Raw genomic sequence first — 26188 nt, 5'->3', positions numbered from 1 at the left:
GGCCGGGATTGATAATTTCCATATGGCGAGGTTGTCCCCCTTTCTCTCGTTAAAAAAAGCACAACTAATACAGGCGGCCGAAAGGCCGCCTTTCTTTTTGCCGCGATACCGGGCGCTGCTCAGCTGTTTTCCGGATGATCCATGGATTTCGAGACGAGAAGCACGGGAATAAGCCCGGCGATGATGATGATGATCGCCGGAACGGCGGCATCCTGCACCCTGGAGCGGGATGCATCCTCATAGACCAGCGTGGCAAGCGTGTTGAAACCGAAAGGCCTGAGCAGGATGGTCGCCGGCAGTTCCTTCATGGATTCGATCAGCACCAGCAGAAAAGCAGTCAGCGCCGCCGGCCGCATATTCGGCAACAGCACCTTGAACAGCGTCTGCAAACGATTGCGCCCAAGCGTGCGCGAGGCCATGTCGATATGCGGCGAAAGCTTCTGGAAACCGGCATCGAGCGTGCCTTCCGCCATGGTCATGAAGCGCACGCTATGCGCATAGATGATGGCGAAGGCGGTGCCGGAAAGCAGCAGCCCGCTGGAAAAGCCGAAATGCGTGCGGATGAAGCCATCGACGCCATTGTCGAGACTGGCCAGCGGAATGAGCACCCCGATGGCGAGCACGGTTCCCGGCACGCCATATCCCATGGAACCGAAGCGGGCGGCCACCTTCGAGGTGCGCGAGCGCTCGGTGCGGATGGCATAGGAAAACACGAAGGCGGCTATCAGCGTCACCAAGGCGGCGGAAAACGAGACTTCGAGACTGTGTCCGAGCGCTTTCAGAAGCTTCGGCGCAAACAGTGCGTCGAGCCTCCTGGTGGCGTAACCGCCGAGCACGATGACGGGAATGAAAAAGCCGCTCGCGACAGGAACGAAGCAGAACAGGCTCGCGCACCAGCGCCGCCAGCCGGTGAGCGCCTTCAGCCGGTGACGCTGCGCCATGCTTGTCGCCTTCGGCGCGCCGAAGCGCTGTTTTTCGCGGGCATTGCGTTCGATGACGATCAGCGCGCCGACGATGATGAGGATGACGGCGGCGATCTGCGTCGCATTGGCGAGATTGCCGCGATTGAGCCAGGTCTCGTAAATGGTGAAGGTCAGCGTCTGGACACCGAGATATTCAACCGCACCGATATCGTTCAGCGTCTCCATCAAGACGAGCGAAAGCCCGATGGCAATCGCTGGCCGTGCCATCGGCAATTGCACGGAAAAGAACACGCTGAGCGGCTTTGCGCCAAGCGTGCGGGCCGCTTCCGCCGCAAACCGGCCCTGCATGGAAAAGGCGGCGCGGGCCGACAGATAGACATAGGGGTAAAGCACCGAACTCAGGACGATCACCGCGCCGCCAAGCGAGCGTATGTCGGGAAACCAGTAATCGCGGATGCTGTGATAATCGAAGGCGGCGCGAATTGCGCTCTGCACCGGGCCGGTGAAATCAAGGAACTCGCCGAAGGCATAGGCAGCCAGATAGGAAGGAATGGCAAGTGGCAGCACGAGTGCCGCAGACAACAGACGCCGCAGCGGAAATTCGAATGTCGTGACGAGCCATGCGCAGGCTATGCCGAAAAAGGCCGTCGTCGCGGCTGTCATTCCTAGCAATAGGAAGGTGCGAAACCCCGCGCGCGGCAGGACATTGGCGAGAAGATGTTGCCATCCTTCCGTACTGCCGGTCAGCGCCAGCCAGAAGATCGCCAGAATGGGCATGGCGGCAATGGCCGCGACGATGATCGCCGCGACAGGCAGTATCGAAACGCGTTTTGTGGCTGGAAGGGAAACCGTCATGGGCATGCGGGCCTGTCTTGCGAAAGCCTCGAGCGGCGATCATTCCGCCGGTGGCTTTCGCATTGCTACGCCCGCATGACCTCAGTTGGCAAGAACCCGTTGCGACGGAAAGGTGATTTCCACCAGCGTGCCTTCATTCGGCGTCGAGGTGATGGAGAAATTTGCCCGGTTGGCATCCACCATCGCCTTCGTCAGTGGCAGGCCAAGCCCGGTGCCGTCGCCGCGCACGCGCTTGCTGGATGAGGCCACCTGCCGGAATGGCTTCATGGCCTGTTCCAGTTCCGCCCGCGTCATGCCGATGCCGGTGTCGCGGATGCGCAGCGAGACGCTGCCATTCGCCTCGTAGGCCGTAGACACCACGATCTGGCCGCCGGAGGGCGTGAAGCGGATGGCGTTGGACAGAATGTTCAGCACGATCTGCTTGATCGAGCGCAGGTCGGCAACGATCTGCGGCACGGATTGCGACAGTGCGGTGCGGATGATGACACGCTGATTGTTGGCCTGCGGCTGCACCAGCGAGACCGCTTCGGCCACCGTCTCGTTCAGCGGCACGGCGATGAAATCCACATCCATCTGCCCGGCCTCGATCTTGGAAATGTCGAGCAGATCATTGACGATATCGAGCACGTGCCGGCCGGAGCGGCCGATATCATTGGAATATTCCGCATAACGCGGATGGCCGATCGGCCCGAATCGCTCGGTCGCCATCATGTCGGCAAAGCCGATAATGGCGTTGAGCGGTGTGCGTATTTCATGGCTGACGCGGGCCAGGAAATCGGTCTTGTGGGCATTGGCGGTTTCCGCCGCGCGCTTGGCGTTGCGGAGTTCTTCTTCCGTGCGCTTCCATTGGGTAATGTCGCGGATGACGGCGCAATAGCCATGCGAGGATTTAAGCCGCCCGATGGTCATGAACAGCGGCAGGAACCCGCCGGATGCTTCGCGGCCGATCACCTCACGGCCATCATTCAGCACGCTGGCCACACCATTATTGGCAAGGCCGGAGAGATAATCCAGCACGGCGCGCTGGCTCTCATGCGCAAACAGGGTGACGAAGGGCTTGCCGGCGATTTCGCCATTGTCATAGTTGAACAGCGCGCTGGCGGAACGGTTGAGCGAGCGGATTTCGCCGTTGTCTCCCAGTAAAACCACGCCGTCGGTGGCGGTCTCCAGAATGGAATGCAGTTCCTCGACTTCGCCCTGCAGCACGGAAACACTGCCGGCTTCTTCACCCGCTGTTGCTGCCGTATTTTCGTTCGCCGCTGCAACCGGCGTCTGCTTTTCTTCCAGCGGAACCAGCGACAGCATCAGTGCCTTGGCTTCTTCCCAGCGGATGGACTGCAGCCGCGCTTTGACCGGAATGATGTCGTTTTCGGCGCTGACCACGACCATGCCGCCCTCATTGTCGGGCATCTCGTCCAGCTCCTGCCGCTGCAGCAGCGCTTCCAGCCCGCCCACATCCTGGAGTTCCTCAAGCGAGGTGTAGCCCGTCAGCCGCAGGAAATCCGGATTGGCGTGGATCAGCCTGTCGCCGGCATGGACAAGAAGCGCCACCGGCATCTGATCCAGTGTCTCGGCCGTCAGTATACCGGCGGGGCGAGGGGGAGGGCTAACCATCGCGGCGGCAATATCGGCCGTCGGCTGCAGGTCCGTTGCGGTGTCTTCCTTCTCGCCGGTATCGATTTCAGTCGTCGGCGTTGGGGCGGCAGCCGGCCGCTCACCGCGAACATAATCGGCGAAAAGGTCGTCCTCTTCCGCCATTTCGGTTGCCTTGGCAGCCTCTTGAGCGTTCTGCGTTTCGTCCACAGGCGTTTCCGGGGCGATATCTTCGCGGCTATCCTGCGGAACCGGCCCGGCGGAATAAGCCTCTTCGTCCGCTTTGCGGTTCTCGTCCGCAAGGGCATCGATGGGCGCTAGTGTCCGGCCGATTTCCCGGAAGGCGGCCTGTTCGCCTGCGGTCAGACCCTCTCTCGAGCGTGAGCGGCGCTCTTCCAGATGAACGACCTTGTCGGAATAGGAGGGCTCGGCTTCTGGAGCGGGTGCCAGCGTCGGCGCTTCGAATTCCGCCGGGCTGTCATCGTGATGCTGGTCTTCGTCTGAAATCTCGCCCGTGGTGCCGTCAGATTCGACCGGGGTCTCATCGCCACCGGCAGAAACAGCATCGTCTTCGGCGGCGTCATCCTCTTCGAGAAAAGCCAGCAATTCGTGGCTTTCATTCTCGGTGTCCGGTTGCGGCGAAGCCTCGGTCGGAAAAATCTCTTCACCTTCCAGGAAGGTCAGGCCGGTGGCATGCGGATCTTGCGCGGCGTCGGCAAGCCGCACGATGCCGAAACCACGGAATCCGTCGAATTCGCGCGAGCGTGTGTAGGTGGGCAGGGCGGCGAGGTCGATAGGCACCATCAGTGAGGTGCCTTCCACCGGCCAATAGATCGTCTTGCCCGACCATGTGTCGCGACGGCTAAGAAGTTCGCGAATCTTGCCATCCGGATCGAGGTTGAAAAGCGCGGCCACATCGGCAAAGCCCATGCCTTCGACAGCCGCCGCCTTTGTGCCGACCGCTTCTGCGAATTCATGCGAAATCGAGCTGAAGCGCCCCTCTGCATCGATTTTCCAGACGAAACGGGATGCGCGTGCACCGGCATTAAACACAAAAGCTGGTGCTTCTTCTGCGGCTTCCGTTTCCACAGGGATATCCCCTTCCGCCTGCGCAGCGGCCTGAGCAGTCACGGTTTCGGTGATCTCTTCCGCTGCTGCGCTCTCAGCTTCTTCGAATGCCTCTTCAGCATGGTCGTGACCGGCAGCACGCTCGATTGCCGGTGCCTCTTCATCATCCGCATCGAGTTCGAAGAGATCGGCAATATCGTCCGTCATGGCCTCCTGCGCGGCGGCATCGGCATCTTCGACGGGAATATCCAGCAGGGCCTCGGCCTGTTCTTCTGCCGGCAGGGGAACGGCGTCCAGTTCCTGTTCCGCCACAATCTCGTCTTCGATATCGGCAGGCAGTTCCGGCACGTCCTCCACATCCTCGATACCGGCAACGGCATCAAGCACGGAATCAAAGGATGCCGCGGCTGCGGCAACAGGTGCGGCCTCTGCGGCCGGCAAAACTGGCTGAACGGCAGCCGGGGCTTCCTGCGGCTTGTCTTCGGCAAAACCGTTGACGGGATCGAGCGTACCAAGCGCGGTCTCGACCACGAACATCAGGTTGAGTTCGGGTGACGCCGTGATCTGGCCGGTAGCCGCCGGCAGATAACCCTTGCCGGTCGGCACGGGACGTTTGACGAGATGGCCGGACTGGCCTGCGGCCATGCGCACCAGCGTCCTTGCCGTATGCGGCGTAATACCGAGTGACGAGAAGCGCGGCGAAGCAGCGATAATCTCGTTTTCGCCGTTCAGAACCGCCATATGAATATCGGGGTCGTCAAAACCTTCGATCATGCGCCGGGCGCATTCCCCCGTGTCAGGCGCGGCCTGATCGGTAAGGGCGGAAAACAGTATTGCGGGCTGGCCCGGTTCCGCTTCAATGATTTCCGCCTTGGCGGTCACGGCAATGCTGCGGAACCCGGCATTGATGCGAATGGTAAACGGCAGGCTGTCGCCCGCCTGGGAAAGCCGTGCCGCCGTTGCCGCCAGCTGCCGGAAGGTCACATCCTGCCGCTTCGGGCCCTGTTCCAGAAAATCGTAGACCATCGGCGTGCCGAACAAAGCCGCACCCCGGCCGTTGGCCCAAAGGGCGCTCTGAAGGTCGAGCGAAAACAAAGCCATCGCCTCGCCGCGCCCGAAACCTTCACGCACCCGTTCATGCACTGCTATATCGATAAAGGGATACTGGACGGCGGGCATGTCGAAACCTATTCTGGCACTACCGGACCTCGAGGGCTTTTCAGCCTCCTCATGAAGCTGAAAGGTAAACCCGCTATGGCACCACGTTAACAGAATTTTAAATAACTTCACAGGCCGGCGGGGTCCACCATCCGGCGGATGAATCGCCAAATAGAGTTAACATGAACAGGCCTCGGCTCCGCCCCTTATCCGTCTGGGCGCAATGAAAGCGCTTGCCTTTCGACGCCTTTTTTCGCAAAATTCACAGAGGCACTTGCAAATGGGGGAAACACCTTTTATGTCACCCCCCGTGACGCCGCTTCGGCGTTTCATGTGCGGTTGTAGCTCAGTTGGTTAGAGCGCAGGTTTGTGGCACCTGAGGTCGGTGGTTCGACCCCACTCAACCGTACCATTCCCTTCTCCCGATAAGTCTATATGTCACAACGACTTACCGGGAGATGGGAGTAATTTTTCTCCCTGTCTGATATGCCGGTTTTCAAAAATTCGCGAAAATGATCACAGCGATTGTGGCAGTCCGCGCCTGCCTTTCTCATCGCATGTGAACCTTTGCCGTTTTCGGTACGGGAAAAACCATTTGGCTAAAATCTCTTGCGCTGGTATTGTCTGCCCAACGAAACCTTATGAAAGCCAGCAGCATAGCGTCTTCGCTTGTGCGCGGCGAAATGGACAAGACAGTGATCGACCCCGGAAACGGCCCAAAGCCGTCGGACCAAGGGGCATCGGTGGCGAACAAAGGGAAAGCGAAGCGATCCCGTCGTGGCAAGAAACACAAGCGTGACGGGAAGCCCCGTGACGCCGCTGTGCTGTCGCATGATGTTGCCGCGGATGTTCCGGCCGGTTCTCCCTACGTGTCGGCTCTCGAGCCGGATGCCGAACCACGCAAGAGAAAGCGCCGGCGGCGTTCTCGCGGCAAAGGCGCGTCCACCCAGCAGAGTGTGTCTGCATCCGGTGAACAGGCGCAGGATCCAGTTGCAGCGGACGCGACAAATCCATCCTCCGCACCGGCTGGCGGTGTTCGCAAATCGCGCAACCGCAAGCGTGCTCACCGCGATCCGCGTGGACGGGATCCGCAGGGGCGCCCGCTGGTTCCCTCCCAGGCACCAAGACATGTCGGCAAGCAGAACGGTCGCGCCAGCGGGGCTTCTCAGGATCCGCACCGGCAGCAATCGGATTCCGCACGTCAGGCGGGTCGCCATCACGAGCATGGCCAGGACACGCCGGCGGATATGTATGCGGCGCTCGATCTCGGCACCAATAATTGCCGCCTGCTGATTGCGCAGCCGACACGTCCCGGCCAGTTCCGGGTCGTCGACGCCTTTTCGCGCATCGTCCGGCTGGGCGAGGGGCTGGTGTCCACCGGCCGGCTTTCCGACGACGCGATGGATCGCGCCGTCGAAGCCCTGAAGGTCTGCTCGGCGAAACTTTCCGGTCGCCCGATAAGGCGCATGCGGCTGATCGCCACCGAAGCCTGCCGTGCGGCTACCAATGGTGAAGAGTTTCTGTCGCGCGTCACCCGCGAAACCGGCTTGAGACTCGAAATCATCAGCCGCGAGACGGAAGCCCGGCTTGCGGTCTCGGGTTGCGCCTCGCTTGTCGGGCGTGAAGCACGCTCCGTTGTGCTGTTCGATATTGGCGGCGGATCGTCGGAAATCGCGGTCATCAAGGTCGGTGAAAACCGGTCGAACCGGCTCGCCAACCACATCACCCACTGGACCTCGCTTCCGGTCGGCGTCGTCACGCTCTCGGAACGCCATGGCGGCCGTGATGTGACGCCTGATGTCTTTGCCGCCATGGTGCGGGAAGTTGAAGGGCTGCTGGATGCTTTCCATTGCCCGCCACTGGCGCCGCATTTGCATCACGAGGATTTCCATCTGATCGGAACATCCGGCACGGTGACGACGCTTGCGGGTGTCCATCTCGATCTGCCGCGCTATGATCGCCGCAAGGTGGATGGCCTCTGGCTTTCCGATGCCGAGGTGACCGCGATGCAGGACAAGCTTCTGGCATGGGATTTCGCCGGCCGCGCCGCCAATGCCTGCATCGGTCCTGACAGGGCCGATCTGGTTCTGGCGGGTTGCGCCATTCTTGAGGCCATTCGCCGCCGCTGGCCGTCACGCCGCATGCGGGTGGCCGATCGTGGCCTGCGCGAAGGGCTTTTGACGGATATGATGGCGGATGACGGCGCTTGGCGGCGCAACCGCATAAGGCGCATGCAGATGGTACGGCAGGACAGAACGGAAGGTTTGACATGAGCAAGGCGCCGACAAGCACCAATCGTACCGGCCGCAAGATCGGCCAGAAGGTCAAGAAGACCAAGCTCAAGGCCTCATCGCGCCGTTGGCTGGAGCGTCATATCAATGACCCCTATGTGCAGCGCGCCAAGCTGGAAGGCTATCGCGCCCGCGCCGCCTTCAAGCTATTGGAAATCAACGACAAGCATCAGATTCTGAAGGGTGCGACCCGCATCATCGACCTTGGCGCCGCACCCGGAAGCTGGTCGCAGATCGCCTCCAAGGTCACGGATTCCACCGAGGATGATATCCGCGTTGCGGCCATCGATTTTCTTGAAATCGATCCGATCCCCGGCGTGAAGATCCTGCAGCTCGACTTCCTCGACCCGACCGCGCCGGACCAGCTGATGGAAGCTGTCGGCGGCACGCCCGATCTTGTCTTGTCGGATATGGCGGCGCCAACCACGGGCCACCAGAAGACCGACCACATCCGCACCATGCATCTATGCGAAGTCGCAGCCGATTTTGCGGTTCAGGTGTTGGCGGAAGGCGGCCATTTCCTGGCCAAGACCTTCCAGGGCGGCACCGAAAAGGCGCTGCTGGACATGCTGAAGAAGAACTTCAAGCAGGTGCTGCACATCAAGCCGGCGTCGTCACGCTCGGAATCGGTCGAGATGTTCCTGCTTGCCAAGCACTTCAAGGGCCGCAAGAACGAGCCCGCTATCGATGCCGACGCTGAAGAAGCGGCTGAAGACTGATCAATACGCCGGTTGCGAAACCTTGTCACTCCGCCGGTTGCGAAACCTTGCCGCGGTGGCCGGAGACGGCCGCCCCGGCCTGTGCATCCATGCGGATAATCGGCACGACGGCGAATAGCGAAACCAGCGCCACGATGGTGAAGGCGATGTGGAAATCGGCAAGCTGAAGATGCGTACCCGACATCATGCTGCTGACTTCCAGAATGGAAGCGGCGAATGCCACGCCAAGTGCCAGGCTGATCTGTTGCAGCACCGAGGCCATCGAGGTTGCCTGGCTGGCCTGACTGTCCTCGATATCGGAATAGCTGAGCGCGTTTGATCCGGTGAAGAAGAACGACCGGGCAAATCCGGCCGTGACCAGAAAGATCATGATCAGCGGGTAAGGCGTATCCGGCGTGAAGAAGCTGTTGGCGAGTGTCGTGCAGGCGCCGACGATGCCGGCCCCGATCAGCGTTGACTTGAACCCGGTTGCCGCAAACACCCGCTTGGCCATGAATTTTGTGGTGATCGCGCCAATCGCACCGGCAAAGGTGATCATGCCTGACTGGAACGGGTTGAGCCCGAAGCCGATCTGCAACATCAGCGGCATCAGGAAGGGAATGGCGCCCGTTGAAATGCGGAAGATCGTGCCGCCAACGGAGGCCGCCCGGAACGTCGCATTCTGAAAAATCCGGAAATCCAGAATGGGGGCGGGATGGCGCGCGGCGTGGCGCATGTAAAGAAATCCGCAGATGAAACCGATGATCGTCGAGGCGATGCCGATGGCGGGTGGCAGAGCCGGAAGACTGACCACCGACACACCGAATACCACGCCCGAAGCGGCGATGCCTGAGAGCACGAACCCCTTGCCATCCATCGGCGGGGGATTGGTGGTTTCGATTTCCGGCAGGAAGATGGTCGAGAGCCAGATGCCGATGATACCGATGGGCACGTTGATCAGGAAAATCCAGTGCCATGAAAAATAGGTGGTGATGAAGCCGCCAATCGGCGGACCGGTGAGCGGCCCGACAAGTCCCGGTATCGTCAGCAACGCCATGGCGGAAACGAGTTCACTACGCTTGGTCGTTCGCAGGAGAACGAGGCGACCAACGGGCGTCATCATCGCACCGCCCATGCCCTGCAGGAAACGCGAGAGCACGAATTCAAACACCGACGATGAGACCGCGCAACAGATCGACCCGACCACAAAGACGCCGATGGCGAAACGGAAGATTTTCTTCGCGCCATATTTGTCGGCCATCCAGCCGCTGATGGGAATGAAGATCGCCAGCGCCACCATATAGGCGGTCAGCGCGAGCTTCAGGGTGATCGGTCCGACATTGAGGTCTGCTGCAATCGCCGGAAGCGAGGTGGCGATGACGGTGGAGTCCATCTGCTCCATAAAGAGAGCGACTGCCAGGATCAGGGGAATGATGCGGTTCATGAGGCTGCCTGCGGCTTTCCGCTGCGACAAGGATATCGCCGTTCCTCCTACGCCTGATAGGCCGGCTTGCCAACACGTTAATTATCAATTTCGGAAGTTCCGATCAAACCTGCGTGAGGCCGGTTTTCTTGCAACTTTCTCGCTCTATTGTCCGTTGGGTGAGTTCAGTTGGTGATAACGGCCAGTTGGCGAAATCGGAGACAAGATGATGACCCAATCCTTGAGCATGAGCAGACGCGGCCTCATCGGTGCGGCCGGCGCAACCGTCCTCGGCGCGCCGCTGTTGATGGCGCGCAGCGCAACGGCCCAGACCAACCAGCCACAAACCTCCATGGAGATCAAACACGCCATGCCGCCGGAAACCAACCGCTTCAAGCTCGGCAATTTCGAAGTGCTTGTCGTGAAGGACGGCGCGCGCGCCGCGCCCAATCCGGGCGAGACCTTCGGCACTGACCAATCGGCGGAGACGGTCGGTAAACTGCTGGAAGACAATTTTTTGCCGAAGGACCAATTCGTCAATTCCTTCTCGCCGGTTCTCGTCAATACCGGCTCAGACCTCGTGCTGTTCGACACCGGCTTCGGCGAGGCCGGCCGTGGCGCCGGCAACGGCCGCCTGATCGAAGGCATGGCGGCGGCCGGTTACACGCCGGAGGATGTGACCGTTGTCGTGCTGACCCACATGCACGGCGACCATATTGGCGGACTGATGGAAAAGGGTGCACCAGCCTTTTCAAAGGCGCGTTACGTGGTCGGTCAGGCGGAATATGATTTCTGGACGGATGAGAAGCGGGTCGGAACTCCTGCCGAGGGTGGGCACAAGGGCGTTATCGCCAACGTCAAGCCACTGGCGGAAAAGGCAACCTTCATCGGTGACGGCGACAATGTGGTGTCCGGCATCACCGGCATCGCGGCTTTCGGCCATTCGCCGGGACACATGATTTTCCGTGTCGAATCGGAAGGCAGGCAGCTGATCCTGACGGCGGATACTGCCAACCATTTCGTCCTGTCGCTGCAAAGGCCGGATTGGGAAGTGAAGTTCGACATGGACAAGGCAGCGGCCGCCGCCACCCGCAAGAAGGTCTATGACATGATCGCCACCGACCGTCTGCCCTTCCTCGGCTATCACATGCCTTTCCCTTCCGTCGGTTATGCGGAAAAGCTGGATACGGGTTATCGTTTCGTGCCGAAATCCTACCAGTTCGATATCTAATATCTGCTGCAATGCAGCAACAGAGGAAACCCGGAAGGTTATTCCGGGTTTTTTCTATTCCCTTCCTGTCATGAACGTGTTACCAGCCCTCGCCAACTTCCAAGCAATCCTTGCAGGGCGCCGGGGTGAACTTTTCGTTCCGGAACGGCCACGCATTTTCAGTATGAAGGAATTTGGTCATGGCACGCATCATTCAAACACCCACTGGTTTGGACGCTCTCACATTTGACGATGTGTTGCTGCAGCCCGGGCATTCCGAAGTCATGCCGGGGCAGACGAATATCGCCACCCGCATCGCCCGCGATATCGATCTCAACCTGCCGATCCTGTCTTCCGCCATGGATACGGTCACCGAAGGCCGTCTTGCCATCGCCATGGCCCAGGCCGGCGGCATCGGCGTCATCCACCGTAACCTGACCCCCATCGAGCAGGCCGAAGAAGTGCGGCAGGTGAAGAAGTTCGAAAGCGGCATGGTCGTCAACCCGGTCACAATCGGCCCGGATGCGACGCTTGCCGAAGCACAGGCCTTGATGAAGGCGCACGGCATTTCCGGCATTCCGGTGGTTGAAAACGGCGGTGCCGGTGGCCACAAGAACGGCCGGCTCGTCGGCATCCTGACGAACCGCGACGTGCGTTTTGCCTCCGATCCGCAGCAGAAGATCTACGAACTGATGACCCGCGAAAACCTGGTCACGGTCAAGGAAAGCAGCGTCGACCAGCAGGAAGCCCGCCATCTCTTGCACAAGCACCGCATTGAAAAGCTGCTGGTGGTGGATGGAAAAGGCAATTGCGTCGGCCTCATCACCGTCAAGGATATCGAGAAGTCGCAGCTGAACCCCAACGCCACCAAGGATGCGCAGGGCCGCCTTCGCGCCGCTGCCGCCATCAGCGTCGGTGCTGACGCCATCGAGCGCGCCGAGCGCCTCATCGATGCCGGCGTCGACCTTCTGGTCGTTGATACCGCACACGGCCATTCGCAGCGCGTGCTGGATGCTGTTTCCGTGGTCAAGAAGATGTCGAACTCGGTTCGCATCATCGCCGGCAATGTCGCCACCGCTGACGGCACCAAGGCGCTGATCGATGCTGGCGCCGATGGCGTCAAGGTCGGTATCGGCCCCGGTTCCATCTGCACCACCCGCATCGTCGCCGGTGTCGGCGTTCCGCAGCTTGCCGCGATCATGGCCTCGGTCGAAGTGGCCAATGCGGCCGACATCCCCGTCATTGCCGATGGCGGCATCAAATTCTCGGGCGATCTGGCCAAGGCAATCGCTGCCGGCGCGTCCGCCGTCATGATCGGCTCGCTTTTGGCCGGCACGGATGAAAGCCCGGGTGAAGTGTTCCTCTATCAGGGCCGTTCCTTCAAGGCCTATCGCGGCATGGGTTCCGTTGGCGCCATGGCGCGCGGTTCCGCCGACCGTTATTTCCAGGCCGAAGTGCGTGACACGCTGAAGCTCGTGCCGGAAGGTATCGAAGGTCAGGTTCCCTACAAGGGACCGGTCTCCGGCGTCCTGCACCAGCTGGCCGGCGGCCTGAAGGCTGCCATGGGTTATGTCGGCGGCAGCAACATCAAGGAATTCCAGGAGCGCGCCACCTTCGTTCGCATCTCCAGCGCCGGCCTGCGTGAAAGCCACGCCCATGACGTGACGATCACCCGCGAAAGCCCGAACTATCCCGGCGCGGTTTGATCTTTCGAACCGAATCCGTAAGAAGATAGACTGAGTATTTGGCGCTTCCCGATTCCAGCCGGATCGGGAAGCGTATTCATGATTGGGGGAGAAAACATGTCACCGACGACCGCAATGTTCTGGCCGATGATCGCCCATGTCTTTCTCGTTTTCTGGCTTTACGGGCTGCTGCTCTACCGTCGCAAGAAATATACCTTCACGGATCGCGAATCAGCCATTCGCCTTCGCGACAAGAGTGAAGAAGCGCGGGAAAGCTATCTGGTGAACCGCAATATCGCCAACCAGTTCGAACTTCCCGTCCTGTTTCATATCGCCTGCCTGCTGCTCTACATCACCGATGCGGACAACATCGTCACCATCGTGCTCGCCTGGCTGTTCGTGCTCTCGCGTTATGCCCATTCCTATGTCCACGTTACCACTAACCGGCTGCGTCACCGCGGGGCACTGTTCGGCATCGGCTTTGCCCTAATCGTGTGCCTGTGGGCATGGCTCGCCATCTGGTTGGCGCTGGAATGAAACAGCACCGTCAGGTTGCCTCATAAGTGAGACAATCGCGCCTTTAAAATCACCCGATTTGCGATGGGTCAATTCCATGACGTCCCATCCCCGTTAATCTCTGCCTGCCGTCGAGGATTTCAGGCGAGCAGAGATTGAGGAGTATGTCATGGCGAAAACAATGAAGGCAGCCGTCGTCCGCGCGTTTGGAAAACCGCTGACCATCGAGGAAGTGGCGATACCGGATCCCGGCCCCGGTGAAATTCTCATCAACTACAAGGCGACGGGCGTTTGCCACACCGACCTGCACGCCGCAACGGGCGATTGGCCGGTCAAACCCAACCCACCCTTCATTCCCGGCCATGAAGGTGCGGGTTATGTCGCGAAAATCGGCGCTGGCGTCACCGGCATCAAGGAAGGCGACCGCGCCGGCACGCCCTGGCTCTATACCGCCTGCGGATGCTGCATTCCCTGCCGCACCGGCTGGGAAACCCTTTGCCCGAGCCAGAAGAATTCCGGCTATTCCGTCAATGGCAGCTTTGCCGAATATGGCCTTGCCGATCCGAAATTCGTCGGCCGCCTGCCGGACAATCTGGACTTCGGCCCGGCGGCCCCGGTGCTCTGCGCCGGTGTCACCGTCTATAAGGGCCTCAAGGAAACCGAGGTCAGGCCCGGTGAATGGGTGGTCATTTCAGGCATTGGCGGCCTGGGTCACATGGCCGTGCAATACGCCAAGGCCATGGGCATGCATGTGGTTGCCGCCGATATTTTCGATGACAAGCTGGCGCTTGCGAAAAAACTCGGTGCAGATGTCGTCGTCAATGGTCGTGCGCCTGACGCGGTGGAGCAGGTGCAGAAGGCGACCGGCGGCGTCCATGGCGCGCTGGTGACGGCAGTGTCGCCCAAGGCCATGGAGCAGGCCTACGGCTTCCTGCGCTCCAAGGGCACCATGGCGCTTGTCGGCCTGCCGCCGGGCTTCATCTCCATTCCGGTGTTCGACACGGTGCTGAAGCGCATCACGGTGCGCGGCTCCATCGTCGGCACGCGGCAGGATCTGGAGGAAGCGCTGACCTTTGCCGGTGAAGGCAAGGTGGCGGCCCACTTCTCCTGGGATAAGCTCGAAAACATCAATGATATCTTCCACCGCATGGAAGAGGGCAAGATCGACGGCCGTATCGTCGTCGACCTCGCCGCCTGAGACAAATGACATGGGTTGCGGCGCTCACGCAAAAGTGTGGCGCCGCTTCCGCCCACCCCGTTCCCCGCGGGGCGATCTGCGTTATCCTCCCTGCCGCATCCGCGCGCTCAAGGAGGACAGGGTGATGGACAAGCCGAAGATTACGCAGGCCATGATCGACGCTTACGATGAATATACCCATCTCAGCCTCGACCGCCGCAAATTCATGGAAAAACTCACAGTACTTGCCGGTTCCGGCGCTGCTGCGGCGGCGATCGCGCCGCTTCTTTCGGCCAATAGCGCCCGTGCGGCCATCGTCGCGCCTGACGATGCGGGGATCGTGGCGGAAGACGTGACCTATCCCGCTCCCGGTGGCGAGATGAAAGGTTACCTCGTCACGCCGAAATCGGTGTCGGGACCGATCGGCTCCGTCATCGTCATCCACGAGAACCGTGGCCTGAACGACCATATCCGCGATGTGGCAAGACGTGTGGCGCTTGCCGGTTTCAGGGCGCTTGCGGTCGATTTCCTCTCCCCGCAGGGCGGTACGCCTGCCGATGAGGACAAGGCGCGGGAAATGTTCAGCGGCCTCGACATGGACGCAACGGTCGCCAATGCCGAAGCGGGCCGGGTGTGGCTCGCGGCCCGGCAGGGTGCGAACGGCAAGGTCGGCGCGGTCGGCTTCTGCTGGGGTGGTGGGCTGGTCAACCGTTTCGCCACCAAATCGGCCGGCCTGAATGCTGGCGTCGCCTATTACGGTCAGCAAGCCCCGGCGGCCGATGTGCCTGATATCAAGGCGCCGCTGCTCTTGCACTATGCGGGTCTCGATGAGCGCATCAATGCCGGCATCGATGCCTATAAGAAGGCGTTGGAAGACAACGGCAAGACCTTCGAAATCTTCGTCTATGACGGCGTCAACCACGCCTTCAACAATGATACGTCCTCGGCGCGATATGATAAGGCGGCCGCCGATCTCGCCTGGGGCCGGACGACGGAGTTCTTCAAGAAATATCTGGCGTGATAGGTTTTCGAGGTGGCCGCTTGTTCCTTCTTCCCGTCGGGGAAGGAGGAAAGGCTCTAGATCTTGTCCACTTATAATGGGCCAAAGGTGCGTGGGGCTTACCCCCTCTGCCCTGCCGGGCATCTCCCCTCAAGGGGGAGATCGATACGCGGGTAGGTTTCGCCCATCTCATAGTCTGAGAATGAAGTGGAGGTAGCCCCTCCTGCTGATCTCCCCCCTTGAGGGGGAGATGCCCGGCAGGGCAGAGGGGGGTAAAGCCCCACGCACCTTTGGTCCAATCTCGGGGGATGCTCTAAACCCCACCACTCCCACGCTTCAAATGCTCATCCAGCCTTGGCATGATCTCCACGAAATTGCAGGGCAGGTGGCGATAATCCAGCTGGGCCTTGAGGATACCGTCCCAGGCATCCTTGCACGCACCCGGCGAGCCGGGCAGCACGAAGATGAAGGTGGCGTTGGCGACCCCGCCGGTTGCCCGCGACTGGATGGTGGCAGTGCCGATCTTGTCATAGGAAATGCGATGGAAGACGGCGGAAAACCCGTCCATGCGCTTTTCGAACAGCGGTTCCAGCGCGTCGGGCGTCACGTCGCGGCCAGTAAAACCGGTGCCGCCGGTGGTGATGACCACATCCACGCCCGGGGCCAGCGTCCAGTCACGCACGGTGTTGAAAATGGCGGCCCTGTCATCCGGTACAATGGCGCGCGCGGCGAGACGGTGTCCCGCCTCCTCCAGCCTAGCGACGAGCGTATCGCCGGATTTGTCGTTCTCCAGCGTGCGGCTGTCCGACACGGTCAAAACCGCAATGCCAAGGGGAATGAAGGGTCTTTCGCCTGCCATGGCCTTATCCTCGAATTATATGGTCCTCAAATGGTCCGCGTCGCCTGAAAATACCAGCCGGGGCGTTTTTTCCGAAGCGATGATTCCGCGTTTCGGGCGGCATCGAAGGAATGGAAAACCCCGAAGCAGGTCGCACCCGAACCGGACATGCGGACAAGCGCGGCATCTTCCTGCGACAGCATGTCGATGATCTCGCCGATCTCCGGCAGCAACGTCTGCGCGGGTGGTTGCAGATCGTTGCGGCTTTGCGCCAGAAAATCCACCCAGCCAATTGTCGCACGTGCCGGCAGGCGAGGATTGGTCTTGTTTTGCAGGCGTCGGAATATATCCGGCGTCGAGACGGCGTTCAGCGGATTGGCGAGCACCAGAAACAGGCAGGGCAGATCGGAGACCGGTTCGATCTCCTCGCCAATGCCGCGTGCGATGAGGGACCGGCTTTCAAGGCACATCGGCACATCCGCACCGAGTGTGAGCGCAAGCGATGCCAGTCTTTCCGGCTCTATCGTAACCTGCCAGTGCCGCAGAAGCGCCCGAAAGGTAGCCGCCGCATCCGCCGAACCGCCGCCAATGCCGGAGGCGACCGGAAGGTTCTTCTCGAGGTGAATGGCAACCGGAGGGCCTGACTGACCCGTGGCCGCAAGCGCATCACGCAGTCTGTCCCGGGCGCGGGTGACGAGATTGTCGCCGCCATCGTCGGTACGCAGGAGATCGCCGAAAGGGCCGGAGATAGAGAAGGCATCGGCATCCGCATCGCGAATACGGATCACGTCGCCGGCCTCGGTGAATGTCACCAGCGTTTCGAGCAGATGATAACCATCCGCCCGCTGGCCGGTCACATGCAGTGCCAGATTGATTTTTGCCGGGGCCGCCTCGATGGTCTCGGTGGCCCCGGAAACCTCATGCACACGCATGCGGCGTCAGGATTTCTTGTCCGGGGTAGGAGCGGTCGGTGCCGGAGGAGCCGGCGGCTGCGGCGCGGCATCCTTCTTGGCGGTGTTTTCGGCATCTTTTTCCACCGGCGGCAAGCCGTTGGCGATCTTTTCCTTCACCTTCGCCTTGTCCACGTCATCGCTGTCGCCGATCATGGCACGGTTCCACTGGTAGACGGCCTCGATCTTGCGGCCCACGCGCCAATAGGCGTCGCCCAGATGGTCGTTGATGGTCGGGTCGCCGGCCTTGAGTTCGATTGCCCGCTCCAGCTCCGTCACGGCGTCATCGAAAGCGCCGAGGCGATAATGCGCCCAGCCAAGCGAATCGACGATGTAACCATCATTGGGGCGAAGCTCGACGGCGCGGCTGATCATCTTCATGCCTTCGTCGAGATTGATGCCCTTATCCACCCAGGAATAACCAAGATAGTTCAGCACCTGCGGCTGCTCCGGGTTCAACTCCAGCGCCCGCTTGAAATTCGGTTCGGCCTTGTCCCATTCCTTCAGCCGCTCATAGGCGATGCCGCGCTGGAAGAACACCGACCAGTCGGATTTCTGCGGCACGGCGCCGATAACCTCGATGGCCTTGTCGTAATTTTCGGCCATGGCGCGATAGTCCTTGGCGTCCGAAAGCACGCTGCCATAAGCGAGGTAGGAGCGGACGTCCTTCGGGTCGGATTCGAGCAGGGATTTAAGGTGTTGGCGCGCCTCATCCACCTTGCCGGTCTGCGCGAGCGTCAGTCCGAGCTGCAGCTCGGAGATGCGATACATCGGCGAATCCTTCGGCACATCGCGGTAAAACACGATGGCGCGTTCAGGCTGCTTCATGGCTTCAGCAAGCCCGCCGAGAAGAATAAGCGTATCGGGGCTTTTCTGATCGAGCGCGCGTGACGTCTGCAGATAAAGCGTAACGATTTCCTCGGCGCCTTCGCGGTTCAAGGCCCCGGCAATGGAGAACATGACGCTGGCGGCGCCTTCCACGGCATTGGTGATCTGCTGTTCCGGCTTCTCACCCTTTTCGATCGCTTCGCGCAGCGCTTTCAGCGGCGCATAATTGGGCGCGAAAGTATCGCCGACCGCAATCGCATCCAGCGCCTTCTGCCTGTTGCCGGCGGAAGCCTCCAGGCGTGCAAGCGCCATCACCGCGCGCATATAGGTATCGGACGCCGTTGCGCCGCCTTCGCGATCCGTCACCGCTTCGTTGAGGCTTTTCCGGGCGGCATCGATATTACCGCTGACAAGGGCGATCGCGGCCGCATTGTATTTCTGGAAGATCGAAATCCAGCCTGGGCCCTTCATGTTGTTGACGAGCGCCAGCGCTTCCTTCGGCTTGCCGGAACCGGCACGCGCCCAAGCGGTCAAAAGCGTGTTGACCATGCGGTCGAGATCGTTCGGACCGGTATATTTCAGGATTTTCTCGGCCTTGGTGAATTCCTTGTCCTTGATGGCGTCAAGGCCGCGCACGATGGTCGTCACCCGTTCGACGGACGTATCGTCCTTCATCGAATCGGCGATCTTGGCGCCAGCCTCGAAATTGCCGCTCAGAAGTTCGGCGATCATCAGCCGCTGGCGGATTTCCGTATTGGCCGGATCGAATTCCAGCGCCTTCTTGTAGAGCGAAATCGCCGTCGGATAATCCTGGTCGACATCGGCATTCCGACCGGCAAGGAAAGCGCCGGAGAAGGTGTTTACCTTGCCGGGATCGAAGGTGACGGCCTTGTCTTCCGTTTTCGCCTTTGTCTCAGCAAAGCCGGGGCTTGCACCCGCACCAATCGTGAGAGCGGCGGCAAGAGCCGCGCTGCAGAGAAGACGAAGTGCTGGTTTACGCCGCATGAGGGAACCTTTGCCTTTGTGCGAATGCACGGAAAAATCAGTTTCCATTGTTTGGTCACGATAGAATGGCTTTTTTGAAGCAACCCCGCAAGAAATTATGGCCCGGCCACAATTGCGCCTTGCGAAAAATCCGGCCCGAAACATCGGGCGGATGGTCCTGTCCATCCGCCGTTCGCGTGGGCCTTCAGCCTCAGTTCAGACGCTCGATGCAGAAGTCGATCACTTCCAGAAGCGCATTTTTCCACGGGCTCTGCGGCAGCGGGGCCAGCGCATCGCGGGCAATGGTGCCATAATGTGTGGCGCGGCCGATCGTATCGCCAAGACCATTATATTTGGTAATCAGGCCCAGCGCCTTTTCGAGGTTCTCGTCGCTGCTTTCGCCCTTTTCAATGGCGTTACGCCAGAAGGCGCGCTCGTCCTGCGTGCCGCGACGATAGGAAAGGATGACCGGCAGCGTAATCTTGCCCTCACGGAAATCGTCGCCGGTATTCTTGCCGAGATCGGCGGACTTGCCGCCGTAATCCAGCACGTCGTCGACGAGCTGGAAGGCGAGGCCGAGATTCATGCCGTAGGATTTCAGCGCGCTGCGGGTCGCCTTGTCGGTCTTCGCAACGATCGGGCCGACTTCCGCCGCAGCCGCAAACAGGGCCGCCGTCTTGGCGCGAATCACCTGCAGATAATCGTCTTCGGTGGTTTCCATGTTCTTGGCGACCGAAAGCTGCAGCACCTCGCCCTCGGCGATAACAGAAGCGGCGGTGGACAGCACGTCGAGCGCATCGAGAGAGCCGACATCCACCATCATGCGGAAGGCCTGGCCGAGCAGGAAGTCGCCGACGAGAACGCTCGCCTGGTTGCCCCAGATGGTGCGGGCGGTGGATTTGCCGCGGCGCAGGTCGCTTTCATCCACCACGTCGTCATGCAGAAGCGTCGCGGTGTGCATGAATTCCACGCTGGTGGCGAGCTTGATGTGGTGGTCGCCCTCGTAACCGAACATCGAGGCCGAAGCGAGCGTCAGCATCGGCCGCAGGCGCTTGCCGCCGGATGAGATCAGATGGTTGGCCACCTCGGGTATCATCTGGACATCGGAACCGGCCTTGGAGAGGATAAGCTGGTTCACCCGTTCCATGTCGGGGCGGGTCAGGTCGACAAGCGGCTTGACGGATGCGAGTTTGTTTTTGCTTTCTTCAAGCGGTATGACGACGCCCAAGGGACAGGACTCCTGTTCGAATTTGAATTCGACAATAAAAACTGGCGCCTTGCGCGGCAAGGGGCGAATTGCCGCTAGCCATTCAAAAAGATGGGAATTTAGGGCTTATCCATGCGTGAATTGATCCGTACCAACGATGCCGTGCTGCTCTCCTTCGCTGAAAGCCTGATGAAGGACGCCGGCATCCACTGCCTTGTTGCCGATCAGGCGATGAGCATTCTGGAAGGTTCGCTCGGCCTTTTGCCCCGAAGGTTCCTTGTGGAAGAGGAGCGTGCCGATGAGGGGCGGCGCATCCTCGTCGATGCCGGGCTGGGCGACGAGTTGCGGGGCGAAGAGGCTTAAGGCGACGTGGGCGACGATATTTCCGAAACGATTGACGCCTTTCACCGGGGCCGGTTTCACATCCTTCAGCCGAAGGGCAGGGGGCACCGCGCCGGCATGGACGCCATGCTTCTGGCCTCGCTGGTGGCCGATGACCGCCCCTGCCGGATTGCCGATCTCGGTGCGGGCGCAGGTGCGGCGGGTTTTGCGGTTGCCGCCCGGCTGGAGACGGCCGAGGTAACGCTCTACGAACGTTCGCCGGAAATGGCGGATTTTGCCCGCCGCAGCCTGCTATTGCCGGAAAATGCTGGCTTTTCCGCTCGGCTAAGCGTGCGCGAGGCCGACGTGACGCTGCGGGCGAAAGCGCGTATCGAGGCGGGCTTGCCAGATGATTATTTCCATCACGTCATCATGAACCCGCCCTATAATGATGCGGGTGATCGCCGCACGCCGGATGCCCTGAAGGCCGAAGCCCACGCCATGACGCAGGGCCTGTTCGAGGACTGGATCAGAACCGCAGGTGCGATCATGGTTTCGGGCGGTCAGCTGTCGCTGATTGCACGGCCACAATCGGTGGCGGACATCATTGCCGCCTGCGGCAGCCGCTTCGGCGGCATGGAGATTACCCTCATTCATCCACGTCCCGGCGAGGACGCGGTGCGCATGCTGGTTACCGCCATAAAGGGCTCGCGGGCGAGGCTGTCTTTTCGGGCCCCGCTCATCATGCATGCGACTGACAGCCACGCCTTTACCCCCTTCGTGGACGACCTGAACAATGGCCGTATCGCCTATCGCCGCAATGTAAAGGCAATCAAACCCGGCTTATAAATATCGCCGTTCCGCCGGCCGCACCATTGTGTTTTCCCGGGCGATACATACATGCCTGACGAACAGGCAAATGCTGCGAGGATTGAGTTGTGGGTTTTTTGAAGTATCTGGTGCCGAAACGCTTTCGCAAAAAAGAACTCGTCATCCCTGTCGTGCGCATGCATGGTGCGATCATGGCGGGCGGCAGCCAGTTTCGCCCCGCGCTTAATCTAGCCTCCTATGCGCCGCTGCTTGAAAAGGCCTTCGCCATCAAGGACGCGCCGGCCGTCGCCATCTCGCTCAACTCTCCCGGCGGCTCTCCGGTGCAGGCGCGGATGATCTATAATCGCATCCGCCAGCTTGCCGAGGAAAACGAAAAGAAAGTCCTGATCTTCGTTGAGGATGTGGCGGCCTCCGGCGGCTACATGATCGCGCTTGCCGGTGATGAGATCATTGCCGACCCCACCTCCATCGTCGGCTCGATCGGCGTCGTCTCCGGCGGTTTCGGTTTCCCCGAAATGCTGCGGAAGATCGGCGTGGAGCGTCGCGTCTACACGGCCGGCGAAAACAAGGTCATCCTCGATCCCTTCCAGCCGGAAAAGGAAGGCGATATCGACTACCTGAAGTCGCTTCAGGTCGAAATCCACAATGTTTTCATCGATATGGTGAAGATGCGCCGCGGCGCAAAACTGGTGGACGATGAGACGATCTTCTCCGGTCTGTTCTGGACCGGCATGCGCGGTCTCGATATCGGCCTGATCGACGGGCTGGGCGATATGCGCGAGGTGTTGCGCCGCCGTTACGGCGAAAAGGTCAAGCTCCAGCTCGTCAGCGGTGGGCGCACCCTGTTCGGCAAAAAAGTGCCGGGCGTGAATGCGGCACTCGGGCTGAATGGCGAAAGGCTCGCTGCAGGGGCAGTCTCGGGACTTGCGGAGGTTGCCGAAGAAAAGGCATTGTGGTCGCGTTTCGGTCTTTGATGTCGCGGGAATAGAGCCTTATGGCGCAGCTGATTACAATCATCCTTCTGGTGGTGGGATCCATCATCCTTTACCGCCGCTTTGTGCGCGATGCGCAAAAGCTGTCTGCAAAATCGAAACAGCGCGAAAAGGAACGCGAAACCGGCGCCATCGGCACGCTGATCAAGGACCCCGAGACGGGCGAATATCGCGTCAAGCGCGAGGATGATGCGTAACCGCGGGCGCGAAGCGACGCGTTGCGCGGGCATCGGGGCTTAAGTCACAGGTTAACCCAAAAAGCAGCTTGTTCAGATATACCCCAATTTCTGCAAGTATTTTTGCAGGATTTATGCAACTACTGGTCCACGATATTTGAGATCGATCTGCAGCGCTTCGCCCAAAACCGGTTGAAGCCTCGCACGAGGTTGCTGGACGGGGTATTTTTTGCAGAAAGTTCATTCCATTCAGTTTTTGCGAGCAGTCGCAGCGCTGGCCGTCATGTTTTTCCACATTGCCGGCACGCCTTTCACGATCGGCGCAGCCGGAGTGGATGTTTTCTTCGTCATATCGGGATTTGTCATGGGGCTGGTCGCTGACAAGTCGCCGCCCGGCAAGTTCCTGCGCCATCGTCTCTTCCGCATCGTGCCGCTTTACTGGGCCGTCACATTCGTCATGTGCCTTGGCGCACTGGCTGGGGTGTTTTCCACCTTCACCTTCACGATGGAACATCTCTGGAAATCACTGCTCTTTGTCCCCTATGTCAACGCTGCGGGCCAGGTGACGCCGCTGGTGCTGGTGGGCTGGACGCTGAATATGGAGATATTCTTCTATCTCGTGTTCGCGTTGGGTCTTGCATTGCGCGCGCCGATCGCCGTAACCGTCGTCATCCTGTCGGCAATGGTGGCCGTGGGGCAAATGGCGGACTGGCAATCGCCGTTCATGCAGATTTGGGCATCGCCCCTGCTGCTGGAATTCCTCGCCGGGCTTATCCTGTCCCGGATTGCCTTTGCGGGCATGCGCAGTGGCATCGCCGCTCTGGCCCTGTCTTTTGTCGGTTTTGTTTTCGCGGCCGGTATCGGTGAGCAATTTGGCCTTTTGCGCATAGTGAGCTGGGGTTTGCCTGCCTTTCTGCTCGTCGCGGGTTGTGTCTGGATAGAAAGAGCCGGGGGCTGGCCGGAATCGTGGCTGAAGCCTTTCGAAATTGTCGGCGACGCCTCCTATGCGCTTTATCTCCTGCATGGTCTGGTCATTTCGATAGTCCTGAAGGTCATTGCGCCGGGCTTTGCGGCGAGCATCGTGATCGTTGTTGTTGCACTGGCTGTGTCTATTGCGGCGCATATTCTGTTCGAAAAGCCCGTCATCAGGCTTTTCAGAAAGTTCGCCGATCGCGGTGTCGCAAGTTCACGCGCAGAAGCTGCGGGCTGATCAGCCGAGGGCCGGAGGCGGCTTTATGCATAAAACCTTGACCCCCACGCCATGCCGTGGCACGTGTCCGCATCCGAAGTAAGTCAGTGCTTACTTGTCCTCCTAACGCCGCGATGACTGCAATGACCGATATTCCAGACCATATGAACCCGAAGCGTTCCTTTCAGGCGCTGATCCTGACGCTGCACAATTACTGGGCCGACAAGGGCTGCGCGGTGTTGCAGCCTTACGATATGGAAGTGGGCGCGGGTACATTTCATCCGGCGACGACGCTGCGCGCACTCGGGCCGAAGCCGTGGAAGGCCGCCTATGTGCAGCCGTCGCGTCGTCCTTCCGACGGTCGTTACGGCGAAAACCCCAACCGTTTGCAGCACTATTACCAGTACCAGGTCATTCTGAAGCCCAACCCGTCGAACCTGCAGGAACTCTATCTCGGTTCGCTGAAGGCGATCGGTCTCGATCCGTTGCTGCATGACGTACGCTTCGTTGAAGACGACTGGGAAAGCCCGACGCTCGGCGCCTGGGGTCTTGGCTGGGAATGCTGGTGCGACGGCATGGAAGTCTCGCAATTCACCTACTTCCAGCAGGTCTGCGGCATCGAATGCTCGCCGGTTGCCGGCGAGTTGACCTATGGTCTGGAGCGTCTGGCCATGTATGTTCAGGGCGTCGACAATGTCTACGACCTGAACTTCAACGGCCGCGAGGGTGAAGAGAAGATTTCCTATGGCGACGTCTTTTTGCAGGCCGAGCAGGAATATTCCCGCCACAACTTCGAATTTGCCGATACCGGCATGCTGCATCGCCATTTCATCGACGCCGAAAAAGAATGCCAGGCGCTGCTCGCCGCCGGCGCACCTGATGACAACGACAACCAGCGCCTGCACAAATGCGTTTTCCCGGCCTATGACCAGTGCATCAAGGCAAGCCATGTGTTCAACCTTCTGGATGCGCGCGGCGTGATCTCGGTGACGGAGCGCCAGAGCTATATCCTGCGCGTGCGCACGCTGGCGAAAGCCTGCGGCGAGGCCTTCCTGCTGACGGATGCGGGCGGGCTGAACTGGAACAGGGCCGCCTGATTTTTGAAGGCGGGTTCAAGCCGAACTTTTAATGAAAATGGAAGGCCGTTCTTGACGGCCTTTTATTTTGTGTGGATTGGTATCCTTAATATAGCAGTGGGTTTAACAGTGAATAATATTAGAAATTTCTGTTTTTTATTTGTGCTTACACTCGGATGCATTTTCGGCAATGGCGCGGCTGCGGAAACGACAGACTGGATGAGCGGCAAGGATGCCTTTGCCCGTGCCGACAAACTGCGTTCTTTCGGAATGATCGTCACCCGCATGGAATGCAAGGATAGCGGCCAGCGCTCTCTCGATGTGGGCAGCGCGCTCGTTCGCATGCACTACACGCGTAATACGAAAATGCTCGACTGGGTCATTGACGGCTGGAATCATCTGGAAGGAAACAAGGAATATTGGGCCGAGCGCGGCTACAGGCTTGCCTCCTATACTCTTTTTGTACGCAAGGTATCCGGTCTGAAATTATATTGTACCGTCTTTTATAAATAACGGGTGTTTGCTTCCCGCAGCGTCTCTCTTCCGGCAAAAACACAGAGAATGACCGAAGCCTCATGACTTTGCGGGAATGAGCGGCTATCGTGCGCGCATCGAAGCTGGGAATCGCAATTCATGTTCATCACGCTGGCAATCATCGCGGCAATCGCGCTTTATGTCGTCTTCATCTATAACGGGCTGGTCAAGGCGCGGCAGATGAAGGAAGAGGCGTGGTCGGGCATCGACGTGCAGCTGAAGCGCCGCGCCGATCTCATTCCCAACCTCATCGAGACCGTGAAGGGTTACGCGGCACATGAAAAGAGCACCTTCGAGGAGGTGATCGCCATGCGCAACCGGGCGCAGGCCGTGCCGGCAGGGGATGTCGAAGGCCGCGCCCAGGCGGAAGGGCTGCTGTCGCAGGCGCTCGGCAAACTCTTCGCGCTCGCCGAAGCCTATCCCGATCTCAAGGCCAATACGAACTTCCTGGAATTGCAGCGTTCGCTTGAAACCATCGAAGGCGAGCTCCAGATGTCGCGCCGTTATTACAATGGCGCCGCCCGCGATCTCAACGTCAAGGTGGAAAGCTTCCCGTCCAATCTGGTTGCAGGCCAGTTCGGATTTGCCAAGGCGCCCTATTTCGAGATCGACAATCCGGCTGACCGCGCCGTGCCGACAGTGAAGTTCTAAGGGTACCGCCCCCG

The 26188-nt window shown here is 60.0% G+C and carries 22 protein-coding genes and 1 tRNA gene; 16 read left to right on the top strand and 7 right to left on the bottom strand.

Annotation, left to right across the window (positions count from 1 at the left end):
- Positions 1–119 precede the first annotated feature (119 nt).
- Positions 120–1784: an ABC transporter permease gene (locus tag ACQZ5F_RS10505; protein WP_225339459.1), complete on the bottom strand. Its 1665-nt coding sequence runs from the start codon at positions 1782–1784 to the stop codon at positions 120–122.
- A 75-nt stretch (positions 1785–1859) separates the two neighbouring features.
- Positions 1860–5618, bottom strand: coding sequence for an ATP-binding protein (locus ACQZ5F_RS10500; protein ID WP_225339458.1), 3759 nt, complete (start codon positions 5616–5618; stop codon positions 1860–1862).
- Positions 5619–5932: 314 nt separating this feature from the next.
- On the opposite strand from ACQZ5F_RS10500, the gene ACQZ5F_RS10495 reads away from it, so the two are divergent.
- The 3 genes from ACQZ5F_RS10495 to ACQZ5F_RS10485 all read left to right on the top strand — a co-directional run bounded on the left by ACQZ5F_RS10495 (position 5933) and on the right by ACQZ5F_RS10485 (position 8607).
- Positions 5933–6009 (top strand) — tRNA-His (locus ACQZ5F_RS10495).
- Positions 6010–6238: 229 nt separating this feature from the next.
- Complete coding sequence (locus ACQZ5F_RS10490; protein ID WP_225339457.1) at positions 6239–7870, top strand: Ppx/GppA phosphatase family protein; 1632 nt, start codon at positions 6239–6241, stop codon at positions 7868–7870.
- Positions 7867–8607, top strand: coding sequence for an RlmE family RNA methyltransferase (locus ACQZ5F_RS10485; RefSeq protein ID WP_046800634.1), 741 nt, complete (start codon positions 7867–7869; stop codon positions 8605–8607). The genes ACQZ5F_RS10490 and ACQZ5F_RS10485 overlap by 4 nt, the downstream gene beginning before the upstream one ends.
- Before the next feature lie 25 nt (positions 8608–8632).
- Here ACQZ5F_RS10485 and ACQZ5F_RS10480 read toward each other — a convergent pair whose 3' ends face one another.
- Positions 8633–10030 (bottom strand): MDR family MFS transporter, encoded by a 1398-nt coding sequence (locus tag ACQZ5F_RS10480; RefSeq protein ID WP_225245461.1) that lies wholly within the window; start codon positions 10028–10030, stop codon positions 8633–8635.
- Between the two features lie 208 nt (positions 10031–10238).
- On the opposite strand from ACQZ5F_RS10480, the gene ACQZ5F_RS10475 reads away from it, so the two are divergent.
- From ACQZ5F_RS10475 to ACQZ5F_RS10455, 5 genes are all read left to right on the top strand, one after another.
- Positions 10239–11240: an MBL fold metallo-hydrolase gene (locus tag ACQZ5F_RS10475; protein WP_225339456.1), complete on the top strand. Its 1002-nt coding sequence runs from the start codon at positions 10239–10241 to the stop codon at positions 11238–11240.
- Between the two features lie 179 nt (positions 11241–11419).
- Positions 11420–12925 carry an IMP dehydrogenase gene (gene guaB / locus ACQZ5F_RS10470; protein WP_052817149.1) on the top strand — a complete coding sequence of 502 codons (1506 nt, stop codon included), beginning with the start codon at positions 11420–11422 and terminating at the stop codon, positions 12923–12925.
- Between the two features lie 114 nt (positions 12926–13039).
- The gene (locus ACQZ5F_RS10465; RefSeq protein WP_046800637.1) at positions 13040–13441 is read left to right on the top strand and encodes an MAPEG family protein; all 402 of its coding nucleotides are present in this window, start codon (positions 13040–13042) and stop codon (positions 13439–13441) included.
- A gap of 148 nt (positions 13442–13589) precedes the next feature.
- Positions 13590–14618 carry an alcohol dehydrogenase AdhP gene (adhP, locus tag ACQZ5F_RS10460; RefSeq protein ID WP_046800638.1) on the top strand — a complete coding sequence of 343 codons (1029 nt, stop codon included), beginning with the start codon at positions 13590–13592 and terminating at the stop codon, positions 14616–14618.
- 124 nt (positions 14619–14742) lie between these two features.
- Positions 14743–15618 (top strand): dienelactone hydrolase family protein, encoded by an 876-nt coding sequence (locus ACQZ5F_RS10455; protein WP_225339455.1) that lies wholly within the window; start codon positions 14743–14745, stop codon positions 15616–15618.
- 292 nt (positions 15619–15910) lie between these two features.
- On the opposite strand, the gene moaB is transcribed toward ACQZ5F_RS10455, so the two are convergent.
- The 4 genes from moaB to ACQZ5F_RS10435 form a co-directional block, all read right to left on the bottom strand.
- Positions 15911–16456, bottom strand: a complete 546-nt coding sequence (gene moaB / locus ACQZ5F_RS10450; RefSeq protein WP_137083522.1) for a molybdenum cofactor biosynthesis protein B — start codon at positions 16454–16456, stop codon at positions 15911–15913.
- A 26-nt stretch (positions 16457–16482) separates the two neighbouring features.
- A complete protein-coding gene (locus ACQZ5F_RS10445; protein WP_448730471.1) occupies positions 16483–17367 on the bottom strand; it encodes a 4-(cytidine 5'-diphospho)-2-C-methyl-D-erythritol kinase in 885 nt (294 codons plus the stop codon).
- Between the two features lie 6 nt (positions 17368–17373).
- Positions 17374–19218 (bottom strand): tetratricopeptide repeat protein, encoded by a 1845-nt coding sequence (locus tag ACQZ5F_RS10440; RefSeq protein ID WP_082178683.1) that lies wholly within the window; start codon positions 19216–19218, stop codon positions 17374–17376.
- 190 nt (positions 19219–19408) lie between these two features.
- Positions 19409–20425: a polyprenyl synthetase family protein gene (locus ACQZ5F_RS10435; protein WP_035219036.1), complete on the bottom strand. Its 1017-nt coding sequence runs from the start codon at positions 20423–20425 to the stop codon at positions 19409–19411.
- A gap of 111 nt (positions 20426–20536) precedes the next feature.
- On the opposite strand from ACQZ5F_RS10435, the gene ACQZ5F_RS10430 reads away from it, so the two are divergent.
- From ACQZ5F_RS10430 to ACQZ5F_RS10395, 8 genes are all read left to right on the top strand, one after another.
- Positions 20537–20767: a putative signal transducing protein gene (locus tag ACQZ5F_RS10430; protein ID WP_052817160.1), complete on the top strand. Its 231-nt coding sequence runs from the start codon at positions 20537–20539 to the stop codon at positions 20765–20767.
- A gap of 6 nt (positions 20768–20773) precedes the next feature.
- The gene (locus tag ACQZ5F_RS10425; RefSeq protein WP_046800644.1) at positions 20774–21574 is read left to right on the top strand and encodes a tRNA1(Val) (adenine(37)-N6)-methyltransferase; all 801 of its coding nucleotides are present in this window, start codon (positions 20774–20776) and stop codon (positions 21572–21574) included.
- Positions 21575–21663: 89 nt separating this feature from the next.
- The gene (locus ACQZ5F_RS10420; RefSeq protein WP_046800645.1) at positions 21664–22530 is read left to right on the top strand and encodes a S49 family peptidase; all 867 of its coding nucleotides are present in this window, start codon (positions 21664–21666) and stop codon (positions 22528–22530) included.
- Between the two features lie 20 nt (positions 22531–22550).
- Positions 22551–22745: an NfeD family protein gene (locus ACQZ5F_RS10415; protein WP_046800646.1), complete on the top strand. Its 195-nt coding sequence runs from the start codon at positions 22551–22553 to the stop codon at positions 22743–22745.
- 208 nt (positions 22746–22953) lie between these two features.
- Entirely contained in the window at positions 22954–23934 is a 981-nt protein-coding gene (locus ACQZ5F_RS10410; protein WP_225339453.1) for an acyltransferase family protein, read from the top strand.
- A 122-nt stretch (positions 23935–24056) separates the two neighbouring features.
- Positions 24057–25010: a glycine--tRNA ligase subunit alpha gene (locus ACQZ5F_RS10405; RefSeq protein ID WP_046800648.1), complete on the top strand. Its 954-nt coding sequence runs from the start codon at positions 24057–24059 to the stop codon at positions 25008–25010.
- Between the two features lie 51 nt (positions 25011–25061).
- Entirely contained in the window at positions 25062–25502 is a 441-nt protein-coding gene (locus ACQZ5F_RS10400; RefSeq protein WP_046800649.1) for a hypothetical protein, read from the top strand.
- 120 nt (positions 25503–25622) lie between these two features.
- Positions 25623–26174, top strand: coding sequence for a LemA family protein (locus tag ACQZ5F_RS10395; RefSeq protein WP_080825990.1), 552 nt, complete (start codon positions 25623–25625; stop codon positions 26172–26174).
- The last annotated feature ends 14 nt before the right edge of the window (positions 26175–26188 follow it).

It is taken from the genome of Agrobacterium sp. 22-210-1 (assembly GCF_053522525.1).
This window is presented reverse-complemented; position numbering and strand designations above follow the sequence as displayed.

Bases quoted from the DNA above. Each gene is read 5' to 3' on its own strand.
- ACQZ5F_RS10505 (WP_225339459.1), bottom strand. From the start codon at position 1,784: ATGCCCATGACGGTTTCCCTTCCAGCCACAAAACGCGTTTCGATACTG.
- ACQZ5F_RS10500 (WP_225339458.1), bottom strand. From the start codon at position 5,618: ATGCCCGCCGTCCAGTATCCCTTTATCGATATAGCAGTGCATGAACGG.
- ACQZ5F_RS10490 (WP_225339457.1), top strand. From the start codon at position 6,239: ATGAAAGCCAGCAGCATAGCGTCTTCGCTTGTGCGCGGCGAAATGGAC.
- ACQZ5F_RS10485 (WP_046800634.1), top strand. From the start codon at position 7,867: ATGAGCAAGGCGCCGACAAGCACCAATCGTACCGGCCGCAAGATCGGC.
- ACQZ5F_RS10480 (WP_225245461.1), bottom strand. From the start codon at position 10,030: ATGAACCGCATCATTCCCCTGATCCTGGCAGTCGCTCTCTTTATGGAG.
- ACQZ5F_RS10475 (WP_225339456.1), top strand. From the start codon at position 10,239: ATGACCCAATCCTTGAGCATGAGCAGACGCGGCCTCATCGGTGCGGCC.
- guaB (WP_052817149.1), top strand. From the start codon at position 11,420: ATGGCACGCATCATTCAAACACCCACTGGTTTGGACGCTCTCACATTT.
- ACQZ5F_RS10465 (WP_046800637.1), top strand. From the start codon at position 13,040: ATGTTCTGGCCGATGATCGCCCATGTCTTTCTCGTTTTCTGGCTTTAC.
- adhP (WP_046800638.1), top strand. From the start codon at position 13,590: ATGGCGAAAACAATGAAGGCAGCCGTCGTCCGCGCGTTTGGAAAACCG.
- ACQZ5F_RS10455 (WP_225339455.1), top strand. From the start codon at position 14,743: ATGGACAAGCCGAAGATTACGCAGGCCATGATCGACGCTTACGATGAA.
- moaB (WP_137083522.1), bottom strand. From the start codon at position 16,456: ATGGCAGGCGAAAGACCCTTCATTCCCCTTGGCATTGCGGTTTTGACC.
- ACQZ5F_RS10445 (WP_448730471.1), bottom strand. From the start codon at position 17,367: ATGCGTGTGCATGAGGTTTCCGGGGCCACCGAGACCATCGAGGCGGCC.
- ACQZ5F_RS10440 (WP_082178683.1), bottom strand. From the start codon at position 19,218: ATGCGGCGTAAACCAGCACTTCGTCTTCTCTGCAGCGCGGCTCTTGCC.
- ACQZ5F_RS10430 (WP_052817160.1), top strand. From the start codon at position 20,537: ATGCGTGAATTGATCCGTACCAACGATGCCGTGCTGCTCTCCTTCGCT.
- ACQZ5F_RS10415 (WP_046800646.1), top strand. From the start codon at position 22,551: ATGGCGCAGCTGATTACAATCATCCTTCTGGTGGTGGGATCCATCATC.
- ACQZ5F_RS10405 (WP_046800648.1), top strand. From the start codon at position 24,057: ATGACCGATATTCCAGACCATATGAACCCGAAGCGTTCCTTTCAGGCG.
- ACQZ5F_RS10395 (WP_080825990.1), top strand. From the start codon at position 25,623: ATGTTCATCACGCTGGCAATCATCGCGGCAATCGCGCTTTATGTCGTC.